At 57.6% G+C, this 17335-nt stretch carries 16 protein-coding genes; 13 read left to right on the forward strand and 3 right to left on the reverse strand.

The features are described from left to right. Window positions 1-4: 4 nt before the first annotated feature. Entirely contained in the window at window positions 5-1150 is a 1146-nt protein-coding gene (locus WFN75_RS06365; protein WP_336995830.1) for an iron-containing alcohol dehydrogenase, read from the reverse strand. 172 nt (window positions 1151-1322) lie between these two features. Between WFN75_RS06365 and dtnK the strand changes: the two genes are divergently transcribed. From dtnK to WFN75_RS06380, 3 genes are read left to right on the forward strand one after another with little or no spacing between them, the layout of a single operon-like run. Beyond that, window positions 1323-2540 (forward strand): D-threonate kinase, encoded by a 1218-nt coding sequence (dtnK, locus tag WFN75_RS06370; protein ID WP_336995831.1) that lies wholly within the window; start codon window positions 1323-1325, stop codon window positions 2538-2540. Next, the gene (locus WFN75_RS06375; RefSeq protein WP_207291768.1) at window positions 2533-3519 is read left to right on the forward strand and encodes a D-threonate 4-phosphate dehydrogenase; all 987 of its coding nucleotides are present in this window, start codon (window positions 2533-2535) and stop codon (window positions 3517-3519) included. Before dtnK ends, WFN75_RS06375 begins: the two co-directional genes overlap by 8 nt. Window position 3520: 1 nt before the next feature. After that, window positions 3521-4282, forward strand: a complete 762-nt coding sequence (locus WFN75_RS06380) for a DeoR/GlpR family DNA-binding transcription regulator (RefSeq protein WP_040075740.1) — start codon at window positions 3521-3523, stop codon at window positions 4280-4282. 3 nt (window positions 4283-4285) lie between these two features. Here WFN75_RS06380 and WFN75_RS06385 read toward each other — a convergent pair whose 3' ends face one another. Continuing rightward, window positions 4286-5230: an L-lactate dehydrogenase gene (locus tag WFN75_RS06385; protein WP_207291767.1), complete on the reverse strand. Its 945-nt coding sequence runs from the start codon at window positions 5228-5230 to the stop codon at window positions 4286-4288. A gap of 152 nt (window positions 5231-5382) precedes the next feature. Between WFN75_RS06385 and WFN75_RS06390 the strand changes: the two genes are divergently transcribed. Beyond that, window positions 5383-5865: a GNAT family N-acetyltransferase gene (locus WFN75_RS06390; protein ID WP_336995832.1), complete on the forward strand. Its 483-nt coding sequence runs from the start codon at window positions 5383-5385 to the stop codon at window positions 5863-5865. On the opposite strand, the gene ptrR is transcribed toward WFN75_RS06390, so the two are convergent. Beyond that, complete coding sequence (gene ptrR / locus WFN75_RS06395; RefSeq protein WP_046885616.1) at window positions 5819-6697, reverse strand: putrescine utilization regulator PtrR; 879 nt, start codon at window positions 6695-6697, stop codon at window positions 5819-5821. The two genes, WFN75_RS06390 and ptrR, sit on opposite strands and share 47 nt — an antisense overlap. A gap of 99 nt (window positions 6698-6796) precedes the next feature. Here ptrR and sad point away from each other — a divergent pair, with 99 nt between their 5' ends. From sad to WFN75_RS06440, 9 genes are all read left to right on the forward strand, one after another. After that, window positions 6797-8179: a succinate-semialdehyde dehydrogenase gene (sad, locus tag WFN75_RS06400; protein ID WP_233802466.1), complete on the forward strand. Its 1383-nt coding sequence runs from the start codon at window positions 6797-6799 to the stop codon at window positions 8177-8179. 114 nt (window positions 8180-8293) lie between these two features. After that, window positions 8294-9883, forward strand: coding sequence for a methyl-accepting chemotaxis protein (locus tag WFN75_RS06405; protein WP_233802465.1), 1590 nt, complete (start codon window positions 8294-8296; stop codon window positions 9881-9883). Between the two features lie 63 nt (window positions 9884-9946). Continuing rightward, the gene (gene glsB, locus WFN75_RS06410) at window positions 9947-10873 is read left to right on the forward strand and encodes a glutaminase B (RefSeq protein WP_336995833.1); all 927 of its coding nucleotides are present in this window, start codon (window positions 9947-9949) and stop codon (window positions 10871-10873) included. Further along, window positions 10873-11235, forward strand: coding sequence for a DUF4186 domain-containing protein (locus WFN75_RS06415; protein ID WP_207291761.1), 363 nt, complete (start codon window positions 10873-10875; stop codon window positions 11233-11235). The genes glsB and WFN75_RS06415 overlap by 1 nt, the downstream gene beginning before the upstream one ends. 109 nt (window positions 11236-11344) lie before the next feature. Then, on the forward strand, window positions 11345-12796 hold the full coding sequence (locus tag WFN75_RS06420; protein ID WP_336995834.1) for a GGDEF domain-containing protein: 1452 nt from the start codon (window positions 11345-11347) through the stop codon (window positions 12794-12796). A 178-nt stretch (window positions 12797-12974) separates the two neighbouring features. Next, window positions 12975-13967, forward strand: a complete 993-nt coding sequence (locus WFN75_RS06425; RefSeq protein ID WP_212476155.1) for a sensor domain-containing diguanylate cyclase — start codon at window positions 12975-12977, stop codon at window positions 13965-13967. A gap of 51 nt (window positions 13968-14018) precedes the next feature. Beyond that, window positions 14019-14990, forward strand: coding sequence for a sensor domain-containing diguanylate cyclase (locus WFN75_RS06430; RefSeq protein ID WP_046885622.1), 972 nt, complete (start codon window positions 14019-14021; stop codon window positions 14988-14990). 64 nt (window positions 14991-15054) lie between these two features. Then, window positions 15055-15582 (forward strand): GNAT family N-acetyltransferase, encoded by a 528-nt coding sequence (locus tag WFN75_RS06435; RefSeq protein ID WP_336995835.1) that lies wholly within the window; start codon window positions 15055-15057, stop codon window positions 15580-15582. Window positions 15583-15700: 118 nt separating this feature from the next. Then, on the forward strand, window positions 15701-17152 hold the full coding sequence (locus WFN75_RS06440) for a tagaturonate reductase (protein WP_336995836.1): 1452 nt from the start codon (window positions 15701-15703) through the stop codon (window positions 17150-17152). Window positions 17153-17335: the final 183 nt, after the last annotated feature.

Consider the following 17335-nt stretch of genomic DNA (forward strand, 5'->3'; position numbering starts at 1 on the left):
GAAGTTAACTGGCTGGAAACAGAGTCTGATAAATACCTGCGACCTCGGCATGGCTGACCTGGCGCGGGGCATTATTCATCAGACGTTTTACGTTCAGGGCGGCATCGCTCAGAGAGGCGATGTCATCGCGCGGGACCCCCAACGTTTCGAGGTTGTCGGGTAAATTCAGGCGACGTACCAGGGCGGCGAAGTAGTCCACCAGCGCGTGCGACTTCTCTTCCATCGACAGGGAGGTGTCGGCGCCAGGCACCAGATCCCACACTTGCGCAAATTTCTCAACGGCATCCGGACGAACCACGCGCATGCAGGGGGCCAGCAAAATGGCATTCGCCACGCCATGGGGCAGATGGTACGTCCCGCCCAGAGGATAAGAGAGGGCATGAACCAGATGGGTGCCCGCATGGGCAATGGCGACGCCGCCGTAGTAAGAGGCCCACAACATCTCCAGCTTCGCGGCCAGGTTGTGCGGCTCGGCGCAGGCGGTTTCAATGTTGTTCAACAATTTGCGCAGCCCCGTCAGCGCCGCGTTATCGCTTACCGGGTTGGCCACGGTTGCGGTGAAACACTCAATCAGATGGCAGAGGGCATCAATACCCGTTGAAGAGGCAATATGCGGCGGCATGCTGGTCGTTAACTCCGGCAGCAGCGCGACATAATCTGGCAGCAGCACGGGGGAGATGATGCCAACCTTGGTGCTCTGCTCGGGAATCGCGAGAATCGCGTTTGGCGTTGCTTCCGAACCGGTGCCGGCGCTGGCCGGAATCAGCAACGAGGGGAGGCGAACCTGCGGTTTTTCGCCTGCCAGCAGGGCATCCAGCCCAGGGGAGTGGGGATGACACAGCACCGAAAGCAGTTTGGCCACATCCAGTACGCTGCCGCCACCTACGCCGACCACCAGATCGAAGGCGGTCTCTTTTGTTTCAGCCAGCAGGGCGCGCACGTCGTGGCTGGTGGGCTCGGGTGGCACACTGTCAATCACGCTGAGCTGGCGGCCATCGGCCTCCAGCAGGCTGCGGATGGCGCGGGCGGCGTCCAGACGGGCGATATTGCCGTCGGTGACCAGTAATAGACGCGTTTTACCTGCCAGCAGGGGGGCAATAGCGGGGATAGCGCCCGCGCCGCTGATGATCGTACTGTTGATGGTTAACACATGAATCTCCTGTTGCTGTGTCTGTGATTGATTTCGCTCATTACAAAGCAATCACAGTCATCGTGTCCTTAAATTTATAATTTATTCACAAACTGAATAACTTGATCTTGCTCACATATAATCAATCATGATTGAATATAATCATTAACAAGAAATACAAACCGGAGTGGGGATGAAAGTGAACAGCAAAAGAGAGGTCGTAGTCATTGCCGATGACTTTACCGGGGCTAACGATGCGGGGGTGAGCCTGGCGTTGCGCGGTAAAAAAGTCAGTGTGGCGTTTCAGACCCCCTTTACCGGTCATGCCGACGCGCTGGTTATTAATAGCGATAGCCGGGCGCTAACGGCATCAGAGGCCGCTGAAAAGGTGGCGGGCTATGGTGCTGAAATGCGCCAGGCACAGTGGCAGGTGAAAAAAATCGACTCCACCCTGCGGGGTAATCCCGGGGCGGAAGTGGAGGCGCTTCTGCAGGCGACCGGCCAGCGTCAGGCGATTATCGCGCCGGCGTTTCCGCAGGCCGAGCGTACCACCGAGCAGGGTGTCTGTCGCGTGTTCGGCCTACCGGTGACGGAAACCGAATTCGCCAGCGACCCCAAAACGCCCGTGCGGCATGCGCAGATTGCCGCAGTGCTGGCAGAGCAGACGGCGCTGTCAAGCCAGGTGGTTACGGCGTCGACCCTGGCCGCAGCCCTGACTGGCGACACCCGATTACTGATTGTGGATGCCCAGAGCGATGACGATCTGGATCAGATCATGGCCGTGGCCGCAGCCTGCGACCCGCGTCCGTTGCTGGTGGGTTCCGCCGGACTGTGTGATGCCCTGGCGCGTCACCTGGCGCGTCCGCGTCCGTTATTGGCGGTGGTTGGCTCGATGAGTGAAATCGCGCAAAAGCAAATTATGCGAGTACGCCAGCAGCAGAACGTCCGCTCGATCTTTATCGACATCACCGATCTCTTTCGCAACGGAATAAGCGGTTATGCGCAGCAGATTAGTGTGGCGCTGGCGGCAGGAGAACACTGCGTGGTGCACACCTGTTCCGATCACGCCGCGCGTCATCAAATTGATGCGCTGTGCCAGCAGTACGGGCTGAGTCGTGCGGCGCTGGGTGAGCAAATCAGCACGTTTCTGGGCACGCTCACGAGCCAGGTGCTGGAGAGCAGCAACCCGGCAGCGTTATATGTCTCCGGGGGGGATGTGGCAATGGCGGTAGCCAGTGCGCTTCACGCCGAAGGGTTTGAAATCACCGGGCAGGTGGCGCGCTGCGTACCCTTCGGTCGGTTTTTAGGTTGTCGCTGGCAGGGGCCAGTCATGACCAAAGCGGGCGGTTTTGGTAGTGAAACCACGCTGCTTGAGGTTCTGCATTTTATCGAGGAGAAGATGAGTGACTAATATCATTGCTGTAACGATGGGCGACCCGGCGGGCATCGGCCCGGAGATCATTATCAAATCCCTGACCGGGGGGGAACTCTCTGGTGCACCGATCGTGGTGGTGGGATGCGCAGTGACGCTGCAGCGCGTACTGGAGAAGGGCATTACACCTGCGGCCGAATTACGGATGATTACCCGAGTCAGCGATGCCCACTTTGGCCCGGCTATCATCAACGTGCTCGACGAACCCCTGGCCGATCCGCAGGCCTTGCAGCCCGGCGTGGTACAGGCTCAGGCCGGCGATCTGGCCTATCGCTGCGTGCGTCGCGCTACCGAGCTGGCGATGGCCGGAGAGGTAAAAGCCATTGCCACCGCTCCGCTAAATAAAGAAGCGCTGCATCTGGCGGGCCATCTCTATCCAGGGCACACCGAGCTGCTGGCACATCTGACCGACAGTAAAGACTACGCGATGGTGCTCTATACCGATCAGCTTAAGGTCATTCACATCACCACCCACATTGCGTTGCGCAAATTCCTTGATACCCTGAACCCGGAAAGGGTAAAAACGGTGATTGGCATTGCCGATACCTTCCTTAAGCGCGTAGGCTACACCAACCCGCGCATCGCCGTGGCGGGGGTGAACCCGCACGCGGGAGAGAATGGTCTTTTTGGCGATGAAGAGATCACTATCGTTGGCCCGGCCGTCGAGGCGATGAAAGCGCAGGGGCTGAATGTCTTTGGACCCTGCCCGCCGGACACGGTCTTTATGCAGTGCCATGAAGGTATGTATGACATGGTGGTGGCGATGTATCACGATCAGGGGCATATCCCCTTGAAACTGCTTGGGTTTTATGATGGTGTCAACATCACCGCCGGGCTGCCGTTTATCCGCACTTCCGCTGACCATGGCACCGCGTTCGACATTGCGTGGACAGGTAAAGCGAAGTCTGAGAGCATGACGGTTTCTATCCAGTTAGCGATGCAAATCACACGGGAATAATATGAAGGGATATAACCGGTTAGAGCAGATAATGGACTACCTGAAGGGGCACAATCTGGTGACGGTTGACCAGCTGGTAGCCGTGACTGACGCCTCCCCGGCGACCATACGTCGGGATTTGATTAAGCTCGATCAGGAGGGGGTTATCAGCCGTACCCACGGCGGCGTAACCCTGAACCGGTTTATTCCTTCCCAGCCCACCACCAGTGAAAAGATGCAGCGCAGCCTGGCTGAAAAACATGCCATCGCCTGCGCGGCGGCGAGCTTCGTTAAGGCCGGCGATGCGGTGGTGCTGGATGCCGGCACCACCATGATTGAACTTGCGCGACAGCTGACGCATTTGCCGCTTCGCGTCATTACCAGCGATCTGCATATCGCGCTGTTTCTTTCAGAGTTTAAGCAGATTGAGGTCACCATTATTGGTGGGCGCATCGATGACTCCAGCCAATCCTGCATCGGCGAACATGGCCGCCGTCTGCTGCAAAACATCTGGCCGGATATTGCGTTTGTCAGCTGTAATGGCTGGGATGTGGAGCGAGGCATAACCTCGCCAACGGAAGAAAAAGCGGCGTTAAAGCGCGATCTGATTGCTAACGCCCGCCGTCGTGTACTGCTGGCAGACAGCTCAAAGTATGGCGCCTGGTCGCTGTTTAACGTTGCGCACCTTCACTCGCTGACCGATATCGTGACCGACCGCCATCTGGATGAAGATGCGCAACAGACGCTAAGTCAGCTCGACGCCACCCTGACGCTGGCACCCTGAGCGTCAGGGCAGGCGAGCAATATTGGCTTTAATGACCTCTACCGACTGGCGGAATTTTTGTTGCTCCTCTTCCGCCAGTTTCAGTTCGATAATCTGCTGAACCCCGCTCTGCGCCAGTACGGCCGGTACGCCAATCGCCACCTCATCGACGCCATATTCCCCCTGCAGAATGCAGGAGATCGCCAGCGCCCGGTGGCTGCCAGTAAAGATATTGCGGCAGATTTCAGCGATGGTTCCGGCGATACCGAACTCGGTGCACCCTTTACGGGCGTAAATCTCAAACCCTTGCTTGCGCACGCGTTCGGCCAGGGCGTCGAAGTCCAGGGTATTGCCGGTATGGCGTTGATAAACTTCGGCGATAGGTGAGCCGTAGACCGATGAGTGCGACCACACCGGGAACTGGGTATCCCCATGTTCACCCAGAATAAAGGCATCGATGCTCTGGGCGCCAATATCCAGCGCTTGCGCAAGGGTGCGGCGCAAACGGGTGGTGTCCAGCCAGACGCCAGTGCCGATCACCTGGCTGCGCGGCAGGCCGGAGAGCTGCCACACCTGCCAGGTGATGATGTCGCACGGATTAGTGGCGATCAGGAAAATGCCCTTAAAGCCGCCCGCCATCATCTGCGGCACAATACTTTTGACAATGTTAGCCGTCGCGGTCAGCTCATCGAGCCGGGTCTGGCCGGGCTTTAACGCGCCGCCGGAAACGGTGATCACCGCGATATCCACATCCGCGCAGTCGCTCACTTCGCGGGTGGAAATGGTCATCATCCCCGGCATATAGGCCGCGGCGTCGGCCAGATCCCAGGCGTGCCCCTCGCTGCGCGCCTTATCAAGATCCACCAGCAGTAGCTCTTCGCAGATATTCTGGTTTAACAGGGCGTAAGCGGCGGAGGTGCCGACATTACCGGCGCCGATAATCATCACTTTACGGGCTTTGGTGTGCATTGTTTTTCCTGAGGTTTTAATCGTTAACTCCCTTCAACGTTACGCCGCGGGAACGGGCGGCGCAACGGGCGCGGATAGCTATAAGTTTAAAATATGAATAACCCGTCATAGTGAAGGGGTAGGGTAGAGAAAAACGACAAAAGGAGCCTGCTATGTATTCCATTACCTCTGAATCACCCGCTCATCCGGACATCGTTACGCTGATTGCCGCGCTTGACAGGTATCAAGGCGAACTCTACCCGGCTGAAAGTAACCACCTGCTCGATTTAACGGCGCTGCCCGCCGACAGCCTGATTATGATGGCGATCCGCGATCTGCAGCTACGCGCCGTGGGATGCGGCGCCATTGTGCTGAACGGTGACGGTACCGGCGAGATGAAACGGGTCTATATCGATCCGACGCATCGCGGGCAGCACCTGGGAAATCGATTGCTGGCGGCGCTGGAGGATGAAGCCCTGAGCCGCGGCTGCCATACTCTCCGCCTTGAGACGGGCAGTAAGCAGGATGCCGCCATTCGTCTTTATGCCCAGCAGGGATATCAGCTCTGCGAGGCTTTCCCGCCCTACGCCGCCGATCCGCTAAGCCATTTTATGGAGAAGGCGCTGGTGGCTGATGTTCGTTTAGCAGCGCTATAAATGCCTCCAGTTGCCGGGTCATTGCTCCCCGGCGCCAAACCAGCCAGGTGGTGAGCCAGCGCCAGTTTTCGGCCAACGGCCAGGCCTCGACCTGATGATGTCCGGGCATACTTTCCAGCATCGAGCGCGGCATCAGAGCAATACCCGCCCCGGCAATCACGCAGGCCAGCATGCCGTGATAAGACTCCATCTCGTGAATCCGACCGGGCGTGGCCCGGTCGGCATGGAACCAGCTTTCTAAATGGCGGCGATAAGAGCAGTTTGCGCGAAACGCGTAAACGTCCTGACCACTTACCTCGGCGGCGCGCGCCACCTTCGCATGACCCGCCGGCACCACCAGCATCATCTCTTCCCGGTAGACCGGCATCCCTTCCAGCTCCGGATGCGTTAATGGCCCGTCAACGAAGGCCGCGCTGAGGGTCCCCTCCAGTACGCCGTCGATCATGGTGCCGGAGGGGCCGGTCGCCAGAGCGAATTGTATGCGCGGATAGCGCTGGTTGAATTGCGCCAGCGAGGCGGGAATGCGCACCGCAGCGGTACTCTCCAGCGCCCCCAGAGAGAAAAGTCCCTGAGGTTCATCGCCGGCCACCACCATCCGCGCCTCATCCACCAGGGCGAGGATCTGCCTGCTGTAACGTAAAAAATTATGCCCGGCAGGAGAAAGCCGCAGGCGCTGGTTTTCGCGGATAAAGAGCGCCACGCCCAGGTCGGCCTCCAGCTGTTTAATACGGGTGGTGAGGTTAGAAGGGACGCGGTGCACCTTCTGCGCCGCCAGGGTGATGCTCCCCGTCTGAGCTACGGCGTTAAACATTTCCAGCTGCGTTAAATCCATACCATTCTCGATTCGTGAAAAAGGTGGTCAATATTATTCATTTTTCAGAAATAGCAGACCAGGCCACACTTAGGCAACTGTTATTCACTGGAGCACAAGATGAACTACTCCTCAGCTACTCATGCTTTTTCGGTCAATCCGACGACCGGTGAAACCCTTGCCCGCTGGCCGTGGGCCACGGCGTCTGATGTTGAGACGGCGATCGCCAATGCTGATGCGGGCTACCGCCAGTGGCGTACCGTACCGCTGGCCAATCGCGCGCAGCTTCTGCGGGATCTCGGCGCGGCACTGCGCCAGCACGGCGAAGAGATGGCCCAGACCATTGTCCGTGAGATGGGCAAACCTCTTGTTCAGGCGCGGGGCGAAGTGGCGAAATCCGCCAGCCTATGCGACTGGTATGCCGATCACGGTCCGGCGATGCTGAGCCCTGAAGCCACGCAGGTGGAAAAAGCGGTCATTGAGTACCGTCCCCTGGGGCCGATTCTGGCGGTGATGCCGTGGAACTTCCCGCTGTGGCAGGTATTACGCGGCGCGGTACCGATTATTCTTGCCGGTAACAGCTATCTGTTAAAACATGCGCCCAACGTGCTGGGATGCGCGGATCTGATCGCCCGGATATTTACCGCCGCCGGCTTCCCGCAGGGGGTATTCGCCCAGATCAACGCCACCAACGAAGGGGTGAGCCAGGCGATTAACGATCGGCGTATCGCCGCCGTGACCGTCACCGGTAGCGTACGCGCCGGGGCCGCTATCGGCGCCCAGGCCGGGGCGGCGCTGAAAAAATGCGTGCTGGAGCTGGGCGGTTCCGATCCCTTTATCGTGCTTAACGATGCCGATCTGGATCTGGCGGTCAAAGCGGCGGTCGCGGGGCGTTATCAGAACACCGGGCAGGTCTGTGCCGCCGCCAAGCGCTTTATTGTGGAAGCAGGCATTGCCGGGGCATTTACCGAGCGCTTCGTCGCCGCCACCGCCGCACTGAAGATGGGCGCGCCGGAGCAGGAAGAGACCTTTATCGGGCCGATGGCGCGTTATGATCTGCGTGATGAACTGCATCAGCAGGTTCAGACCTCCCTGGCCGAAGGGGCGACGTTGCTGCTGGGCGGCGAGAAAATAGCGGGCGAGGGCAACTACTATGCGCCAACCGTACTGGGTAACGTTACGCCTGCAATGACCGCGTTTCGCCAGGAGCTGTTCGGGCCGGTTGCGGCCATCACCGTGGCGAACGATGCCGCCCATGCCCTGGCGCTGGCTAACGACAGTGATTTTGGCTTGTCGGCAACGGTCTTCACCACCAGCGATGCCACCGCGCAGCAGTTTGCGGATGGGCTGGAGTGCGGCGGGGTGTTTATCAACGGCTTTAGCGCCAGCGATGCCCGCGTAGCGTTCGGTGGGGTGAAAAAGAGCGGTTTCGGTCGCGAGCTGTCCCACTTTGGTCTGCATGAGTTCTGTAACGTGCAGACAGTCTGGAGAGATCGTCTGTAACAAAACCCGGTAAAGGCCTGCAGATCGCAGGCCTTTGTCATGCTGCTGAAATAGTTCTGTCATTTATAAACCGTAGACTCGCTGGCGTCTAACGTCTTGTTACAGAACACAAATATGAACCTAACGCAAATTTTTCGTCCCCTTGTTCAGCGACTCAGGCCACGGCAGTTTGGCCTGCTGGCGGGGATCTTCTGTATTATTGCGCTTTTTTCCGCACTGCAAATCTCCTCCTCCGTGCTGCTTACGTTCTCGCTGAGCGACGCCCAGCGCAACGATCAACGAAATCAACTCGCCCTGACCCAGCAGGAAAAGCTCGACGAGGCGCGTATCGCTCTGCTGTCGGCAAGCGATCTGCTCAACCGTGCCGGGGTCTACTTTATGCAGGACAAAGAGACGGGTTCTGAAGGGAGCTGGCAAAGCCTGATGGACGAGGCACGGAGCGCCCTGGCGGCTTCGGGAAAGGCCTGGGCGAGCTGGCAGGCAATGCAGCCGCGACAGGACGACGCGCTGGTGAGCAGCTATCAACTCTTCTTCGGTGCGATTCAGGAGCAGGCGGAAGGGCTCGTGAAAACGCAGTCCATTGACGCCTTCTTCGCTGTACCGGCCCAGGCATTCCAGGCCGATTTTAACGACAACTATGCGCGCTATCAGCAGACCAGTAGCCAGCTTGCCGCCGAGGGGCGCCAGCGTCTGACCAGTAGCCTGTCGAATCTGCAGACGCTGTTTATGTTGGCTCCGCTGCTGCTGGTGGCTATTGCCGTACTGGTCTGGTTTGGCATGTCGCGCTGGGTCATTACACCGCTGCGCGGCCTGATTGGCTGGATCAATCAGCTGGCCGCGGGGGATCTTTCAGGTACGCCGCCTGCGATAAAACAGGTCAACCGGGAGATTTCGCAGCTGGATGACAGCATTCATACCTTGCAGTGCGGCCTGCAGCAGCTGGTGAGACAGGTGAGCGACGCCACCACGGCGATGGTAGAGAATATCGGCTCGCTGGCCGAGGGGAACCGGGCGTTATATCACCAGTCCACCCTGCAGGCGCGAGAGCTGAAAGAGGTCACCGCCCATATCGCCACCCTCGAGACTCACGTGGAGGGTAACACCGGCTATGCGAAGCTCGCCAGTTCTCGCGCCGACGAGGCCCGCCAGGTGGCGGCAGGCGGGGATCGCATGATGGCTACCGTTAATGCCTCGATGGCGGCCATCGTCGAGCGCTCGTCTGAAATGCGCGGCATCGTAGCAATGATTGATAACGTCGCGTTTCAGACCAATATTCTGGCGCTCAATGCGGCGATAGAGGCGGCTCACGCCGGTAATCAGGGGCGAGGATTTGCCGTAGTGGCGCGGGAAGTCGGGCTGCTGGCCCGCAAGAGCAGCCACTCGACCCAAACCATCCAGGAGCTGATTAACCGCTCCCTGCAGGGGATCGATGACGGTTCGCAGGCGGTGACCCGGCTGGAAGATAACCTGCAGCAGGTCATGAGCCTGGTGGGGAATCTCTGCAGCCTGCTGAATGATATCTCGGTGGCGACCCTGAGCCAGGGAGAGAGCATTCACCATATGACCCGCCAGCTGCAGGGGTTGAACAACGTGGCGCAGCAAACCGATCTCCTGGTGAACACCGCCACCGAAGCGTCTCAACGCCTGCATGATGAGTCGGGCTTGCTGATTCAGGCGGTTTCGCGTTTTCGACTTCCAGCCTGACGCAATACATTTGCCTCTGGTATACTCCCAGCCCGTTTTTGGGCTGTGAGCAAGGAGTAAGACGTGGCTGCGGTCATCGACAATCAGATGCTGGAAGAGATTCTGGCGCAGGTGCGCCCATTACTGGGGCAGGGTAAGGTAGCCGATTACATCCCGGCGCTGGCCTCGGTAAAGGGCAATAAGCTCGGCATCGCCATCTGCACCCTCGACGGACAGCAGTTTCAGGCCGGTGATGCCACCGAACGCTTCTCAATCCAGTCGATCTCCAAGGTGCTAAGCCTCGTAGCGGCCATGCGCCAGTACGACGAGCACGAGATCTGGCAACGCGTGGGAAAAGATCCCTCCGGACAGCCCTTCAACTCGCTACTCCAGCTTGAGATGGAACAGGGAAAACCGCGCAATCCCTTCATTAACGCCGGGGCGCTGGTGGTGTGCGATATGCTGCAAAGCCGCCTCAGCGCGCCGCGTCAGCGGATGCTGGAAATTGTGCGCCAGCTCAGCGGCCAGTCGGATATCACCTACGACACCACCGTAGCCCGTTCGGAGTTTGAACACGCGGCGCGCAATGCCGCCATTGCCTGGCTGATGAAGTCGTTTGGCAATTTCCACAACGACGTGACCACCGTTTTGCAAAACTATTTCCACTACTGCGCGCTGCGGATGAACTGCGTAGAGTTGGCGCGCACCTTCCTGTTTCTGGCCCTCCAGGGTTCGGCTCCCCATTTGGGGCAGGAGGTGGTGTCACCGCTACAGGCACGGCAGATTAACGCCCTGATGGCGACCAGCGGCATGTATCAAAATGCCGGGGAGTTTGCCTGGCGCGTGGGGCTGCCGGCAAAATCGGGCGTGGGTGGCGGCGTGGTAGCGATTGTTCCCCATGAGATGGCTATTGCCGTCTGGAGCCCCGAACTGGACGAGACGGGTAATTCACTGGCGGGGGTGGCGGCACTGGAGCAGCTCACCCACCGACTGGGGCGTTCTGTATACTAATGACTGATTTTACTCCGCTGTTTACCCGGCTGGCACGTTCGCCGTTTCGTTCCCGTTTTCGTCTGGGAGTGAAAGAGCGACAGTACTGCTGGGATAAAGGGGCAGAAACTATCGATCAGCACGCGGCCGATTTTATTGCCAAACGGTTAGCCCCGGCGCGCCCGGCCAAGGATGGCAAACAGACGCCGATGCGTGGACACCCTGTGTTTATTGCACAGCATGCTACCGCGACCTGCTGTCGGGGCTGTCTTGCCAAATGGCATAATATTCCGGAAGGGGTTGCACTGACCGCCGCGCAGCAGCACTATGTTGTGCAAGTCATTCATTTCTGGCTGGTGCAGGAAATGAACGCAAAACGTTGATGGGTACCGCAGTGTTACCTCTGTGTTATATATTGATGCTAATCTTTTAACACTTCCGCCAGCCGCTAGATCATTGTCTGTCACAAGCAGTGATATGGATAGAGATTGAATGTCAGCTTCTCCTTTCTTCAGATTTACTTTCTTTGCTAAGAACAACCCGTTACGTAACGCGGTGTGGATCTTTTTGTTAACCACGCTGTTTTACTTTATCGGTGCGAAGTTACGTCTGATCGAAGCGCTGTCGGTCTTCTGGCCGCTTAATGGCGTGATGGCCGGAATTTTTGCCCGCTATATCTACCTCAACCGGTTGCGCTACTACGCCATCTCATACGTGGCGATGCTGGGTTACGATGCCATCACAACCAACTGGGGTATCGCCTCGCTGGTGATCAACCTCTCGAATATGGCGTTTATCGTTACCCTGGCGCTGCTGGTGATCCGCGATAAACGGCTCAATAAAGGTACGCCGGATCCGCTCAACGCCCTGCGCCTGTTTGGCTACTGTCTTGTTGCTGCGCTGTTTTGTGCGTTAATCGGGGCAGCGGGTGCTGTGGGTATTGCCAGTCAGACCTTCTGGCCGTCGGTGGCCGACTGGTTCAGTGAACAGTTCTCTACCGGGGTGCTGATTGTGCCCTGTCTGTTGACCATCCGGTGGCCTGAATTGACTCGTCAGGTTCGCCTGCAAAATTTGATGCCGGTGGCGGCGCTGATCGTCTCGGTTTTCGCCTCCGTATTGATCGGAGGTGCCGGGAGCCTTGCCTTCCCGCTGCCTGCGCTCATCTGGTGTGCGGTACGCTATTCAGTGCCGGCAACCTGTCTGTTGACCTTCATGACCGGTGCTACAGAGATCACGCTTATCGCCAACTCGATTATTGATATCGCTGTGACGTCGCCCCTTACCACGCCGATGATGTTTTCGGCGCGTCTGGGGGTCGCTACCATGGCGATTTGTCCGGTGATGGTCGCAGTGAGCGTGGCGGCGATCAACTCGCTTATCCGCCAGGTCTCGCTGCGCGCGGACTATGATTTTCTGACCCGTGTTTACTCCCGGTCCGGACTGTACGAAGCGCTCAAACATGAGGAGTCGCACCGGCATCCTCGCTTCCTGACGGTGATGTTGCTGGATATCGATTACTTTAAAAGTATCAACGATAACTATGGTCATGAGTGCGGCGACAGGGTGCTTGCCGAGTTCGCCGAACAGGTGCAAACCACCGTGGGAGAGGATGGCCTGGTGGCGCGAATGGGGGGCGAAGAGTTTGCGGTGGTCGTCAACTCTTCTTCGGCACAGCAGGGCTATGCGCTGGCCGAACGCATCCGGGCCTCTATTGAGCAGCATCCCTTCCACTGGCGTGGGCAGACGCTCTTCATCACGGTCAGCATTGGCCTGGGAAGCGGTAAATCTGAATCCTGGCAACTCACCGAGGTCTTTAACCGCCTGCTGACCGAAGCGGATGATTATCTCTATCGTTCGAAAAAAGCAGGACGAAATCGTACCAGCGGTCGACTGAACGAAAGGGTTCAGCCTGCCGGGAATACCACCGCGCGTGAACAGGTATAACCGCGCAGACCAGTCTGGCTGCGGGGTTTATATCCTTGTTTAACAGATAAATATCTTGCTACGTATTTTTAACGCCAATACTATAACAGGGTGATTGTATCGGAAAAAACGTGTAATGAACGGAACTGACCAAATCAGTAAGCCCCCCCGCATACCAGGAAGTCGGTTCGTCAAACGCATGTACTTGATGCGGATCCTTGGCACCTTTCTTTGCTTTATCCCTATCTGCTCCGTCTTGTTAGAGCAACACCGCTCCGGCTGGCTAATTGGCCTGCTGGCGCTGAATGCCTTTGTCTGGCCAACTCTCGCCTGGATGCGCTCACGTCACTCCGCAACGCCGCTTAAAACCGAGCACCAGAACCTGATACTCGATGCAGGGGCCGGCGGTTTCTGGATTGCGATGATGGCCGCCAATCCGCTTCCTTCGGTGACCATTGCCACCATCCTGCTGGCGGATCGCCTGTCAGCAGGCGGTGTACCCTTAATGAAAAAGGCGCTGGGGCTGATGGTGGCCGTATTTCTGGCGACGTGGTTGACTCAGGGTATGGCACTGGTTGCTGAGGTGTCTCAACGTACCATGTACGCCACGCTGCCGCTGATTGCCGTCTATTCCCTGGCGCTGAGCGTGCTGACCGACAGCATTGCCATTCGCCTGCGCCTGAAATCCCGTGAGCTGGAACGCATCGCGATGATGGATCCGCTGCTGGATATCGCTAATCGCCGCCTGCTGGAAACACGCATCGATCATGAACTGAACAAACTGCGTAAAAGCTGTCATGAATCGGCGCTGATGTTTATCGACATTGATAACTTCAAAGAGGTGAATGACCGTTTCGGCCACAAAGTAGGGGATATGCTTTTGGTGACAGTGTCACATATTCTGCATGTTGCTACCCGGACAACCGACACTCCCGCGCGGCTGGGCGGGGATGAGTTCGTCATTTTACTCCCTGACACCTCCCTCGAAGAGGCCCGGAGCGTGGCTACCCGTATTATGGATGCCGCTGCTATTATTGATGAAGTTGCCGATGAGCCGGTGCTGTGTACCGTAAGTATCGGTATTGCCAGCGCCACGAGAGAGATGAAGAGTGTCACTGACTGGTTACAGGCTGCAGACACCGCGCTCTATCAGGCGAAACGGGAAGGTAAAAACCGCATTTTTGCCCATTGATTCACTGCAAGATGCGCTAAGCTTTTAAAAAGGACGCCCTCCGGAGACGACATGAAACCACCCATATTCCCTGCCAACGAAGCGGAGCGTCTTGCATCGCTGCGCGATTCAGGTCTCCTTGAGGCCAATTTACACCCAACCTGCGATCGATTGACCAGGCTGGCGAAACGGTTATTTGATGTGCCCATGGCCATGGTGAATCTGGTGAGCGAGCATACCGTCCTGGTGAAGTCGGCCGTGGGCATGTCCGAGGCTGCCCAGCCACGGAACATCTCTTTTTGCGGGCATACCATTCTTTCATCCTCGGCGCTGATCGTGCCAGACACTCTGAAAGATGAACGTTTCCTCGATAACCCCCTGGTAACCGATGACCCGCCGGTCCGCTTTTATGCCGGTTATCCTCTCAGCCTGCCGAACGGGGCGGTCGTAGGTGCTTTGTGCCTGCTGGACAACCGGCCGCGACAGTTTAGCGAACAGGATATCGCCAGTCTGCGTGACCTGGCGGCGCTGGCAGAAGTGGAGTTTTCAGCCGTTAGTTCGGCCATCACCGACGACCTGACCGGGCTCTATAACCGCCGTGGCTTCCACCATATGGCGACCTGGGGTATCAATAACGCCCGTCGTCGCGCCGAACCACTGACGCTGGCCTGGCTCGATCTGGATCGTTTTAAGCAGATCAACGATCGTTATGGTCATGCGGATGGCGATGCGGCCCTGAAGGCCATGGCCGATTTGCTGAAAGCCACCTTCCGGGAGGCCGACGTGCTGGCGCGCTATGGTGGAGATGAGTTCGCCATTCTCTTTACCAACAGTGATGAGAAGGGCGCCTGGATTGCAATGCAGTTTCTAACGGAACAGGCGGCAGTCTGGAATGAGCACGCCCAGCACCCGTGGGCGCTCTCCTTCTCGTGGGGGGTGAGCGAGTTTGATCACGATCGCGATGACCTGCATAGCTGGTTACGCACCGCCGATGAGAAGATGTACTCCATGAAACAGCAGCGCGGTACCGGGCGCGTATCATAAGTAAATCCTCTTGTGTTAATAAAACGTTAAGAGCAAGCTGATGTGGTTGATTATGGAGAAAATAATGACCACATCACTCGCTATTTCATCTCTCTCGCGTGAACAAATCCTTACACATCTTCCCGCTTTAGCCGACATTCTGCACAACTGCGTACAAGGTGGCGCATCGGTAAGCTTTATGTTGCCCTTTACCCAGGATCAGGCCTGCGATTTTTGGCGCGGCGTTGCCGATAGCGTTGGGCGTGGCGAACGCGTTGTACTGGCCGCGGCCCGCGCCGATGGCGAACTGATCGGTACGGTGCAGCTCATTACCGACCAGCCGCCAAACCAACCCCATCGCGCGGATGTCGCCAAGTTGCTGGTCCATGAAAATGCGCGTCGTCTCGGGGCCGGTCTACAGCTGATGCAGGCGCTCGAGCAGCACGCCCGTTCCCACAATAAAAGCGTGCTGGTGCTGGATACTGCCACCGGCAGCGGGGCGGAAACCTTCTATACCCGTACCGGCTGGCAAAAAGTGGGCGAGATCCCGCGCTATGCACTGATGCCTGGCGGCGAAATGACGGCGACCTCGGTGTTCTGCAAATTTTTATAGTCTTTAGCAAAATTGCTACAAGCTTTGATCAAAACGGGGGTTAGTGGTCGTAAAGTTTTGATAAGTTATTACACCAATCTTATCAGGCTGTATGACTAATCATAAAAGGAACCCCCTAGTGAACACACTCAACCGTCGTGATTTCCCCGGTGCCCTCTACCCTGAACGTATCATCCAGTTTGGTGAGGGCAACTTCCTGCGCGCGTTTATCGACTGGCAGATTGATCAGCTAAACGAGCATACCGACCTCAATGCCGGCATTGCGATTGTGCGTCCGATTAAAAGTGATTTCCCCCCGTCACTCAGCACTCAGGACGGCCTGTATACCACCATCATTCGCGGCCTGAATGAGCAGGGCGAAGCCGTGAGCGACGCGCGCCTTATCCGCTCCGTTAACCGCGAGATCAGCGTCTACGATCAGTACGATGAATTCCTGAAGCTGGCGCACAACCCGGAGATGCGCTTTGTCTTTTCGAACACCACCGAAGCAGGGATCAGTTACCACGCCGGAGATCGCTTCGACGACGCGCCTGCCGTCAGCTATCCGGCCAAACTGACCCGTCTGTTATTTGAGCGCTTTACTCACTTCAACGGCGCCAGCGATAAAGGCTGGGTGATTATTCCTTGTGAACTGATTGACTATAACGGCGAGGCGCTGCGTGAGCTGGTGCTGCGCTATGCCCAAGAGTGGGCGCTGCCGGCGGCCTTTACTCAATGGCTGAACGAGGCCAACAGCTTCTGTTCCACCCTGGTTGACCGTATCGTCACGGGCTATCCGCGTGACGAAGTGGCGGCGCTCGAGAAATCTCTGGGTTATCACGACGCCTTCCTCGACACCGCCGAACACTTTTACCTGTTTGTGATTCAGGGGCCTAAATCTCTGGCCGCCGAGCTGCGTCTCGACCAGTTGCCGCTTAATGTGCTGATTGTGGATGACATCAAACCCTATAAAGAGCGCAAAGTGGCCATCCTGAACGGGGCGCATACCGCGCTGGTGCCGGTGGCCTTCCAGGCCGGGCTGGATACCGTTGGCGAAGCGATGAATGATGCGCAGATCTGCGCCTTTGTTGAGAAAGCCATTTACCAGGAGATTATCCCGGTGCTGGATCTGCCGCGCGATGAGCTGGAGTCATTCGCCAGCGCGGTGACGGGGCGTTTCCGCAATCCGTACATTAAGCATCAACTGCTGTCGATTGCGCTCAACGGCATGACCAAATACCGCACCCGTATTCTGCCGCAGTTGCTGGCAGGGCAGCAGGCGAGCGGTAAACTCCCGGCGCGCCTGACCTTTGCGCTGGCTGCGCTGATTGCCTTCTACCGTGGTGAACGTAACGGCGAATCCTACCCGGTGCAGGATGATGCCCACTGGCTGACCCGTTTCCAGCAGCTCTGGGCTCAGCATCGTGATAAGCAGATCGCAACCAGCCAACTGGTCACTGCAGTTCTGAGCGTGAGCGAACACTGGGAGCAGGACCTGACGCAGGTGAAAGGTCTGGTCGAGCAGGTGACGCTGGACCTGGATGCGATTTTGCACCAGGGGATGCGTGCGGCGGTGGAGCCACTGTGCTAATTCTTCTGCCTTAACTGTACCCGGCTGCGGCCGGGTTTTTCAGTAATCCTATTAGTTACAACATACTATTTTGCTTTTTTGATTAAGGTCGGGCACCGTGCGCGCTGTCAGAGGTCTGGCAAGGGCGCAATACTTCTTTAACATACTTGCAACCGTGACAACGATCACGTTTAATAGTCGCCG

Source organism: Leclercia sp. UBA7405 (assembly GCF_037152215.1).
Lineage (GTDB): Bacteria > Pseudomonadota > Gammaproteobacteria > Enterobacterales > Enterobacteriaceae > Enterobacter > Enterobacter pneumoniae.

What these genes read in the sequence shown, in the direction of transcription:
- dtnK (WP_336995831.1), top strand. Translation starts at nt 1,323, where the DNA reads ATGAAAGTGAACAGCAAAAGAGAGGTCGTAGTCATTGCCGATGACTTT.
- WFN75_RS06380 (WP_040075740.1), top strand. Translation starts at nt 3,521, where the DNA reads ATGAAGGGATATAACCGGTTAGAGCAGATAATGGACTACCTGAAGGGG.
- WFN75_RS06385 (WP_207291767.1), bottom strand. Translation starts at nt 5,230, where the DNA reads ATGCACACCAAAGCCCGTAAAGTGATGATTATCGGCGCCGGTAATGTC.
- WFN75_RS06390 (WP_336995832.1), top strand. Translation starts at nt 5,383, where the DNA reads ATGTATTCCATTACCTCTGAATCACCCGCTCATCCGGACATCGTTACG.
- ptrR (WP_046885616.1), bottom strand. Translation starts at nt 6,697, where the DNA reads ATGGATTTAACGCAGCTGGAAATGTTTAACGCCGTAGCTCAGACGGGG.
- sad (WP_233802466.1), top strand. Translation starts at nt 6,797, where the DNA reads ATGAACTACTCCTCAGCTACTCATGCTTTTTCGGTCAATCCGACGACC.
- WFN75_RS06405 (WP_233802465.1), top strand. Translation starts at nt 8,294, where the DNA reads ATGAACCTAACGCAAATTTTTCGTCCCCTTGTTCAGCGACTCAGGCCA.
- WFN75_RS06415 (WP_207291761.1), top strand. Translation starts at nt 10,873, where the DNA reads ATGACTGATTTTACTCCGCTGTTTACCCGGCTGGCACGTTCGCCGTTT.
- WFN75_RS06420 (WP_336995834.1), top strand. Translation starts at nt 11,345, where the DNA reads ATGTCAGCTTCTCCTTTCTTCAGATTTACTTTCTTTGCTAAGAACAAC.
- WFN75_RS06425 (WP_212476155.1), top strand. Translation starts at nt 12,975, where the DNA reads ATGTACTTGATGCGGATCCTTGGCACCTTTCTTTGCTTTATCCCTATC.
- WFN75_RS06430 (WP_046885622.1), top strand. Translation starts at nt 14,019, where the DNA reads ATGAAACCACCCATATTCCCTGCCAACGAAGCGGAGCGTCTTGCATCG.
- WFN75_RS06435 (WP_336995835.1), top strand. Translation starts at nt 15,055, where the DNA reads ATGACCACATCACTCGCTATTTCATCTCTCTCGCGTGAACAAATCCTT.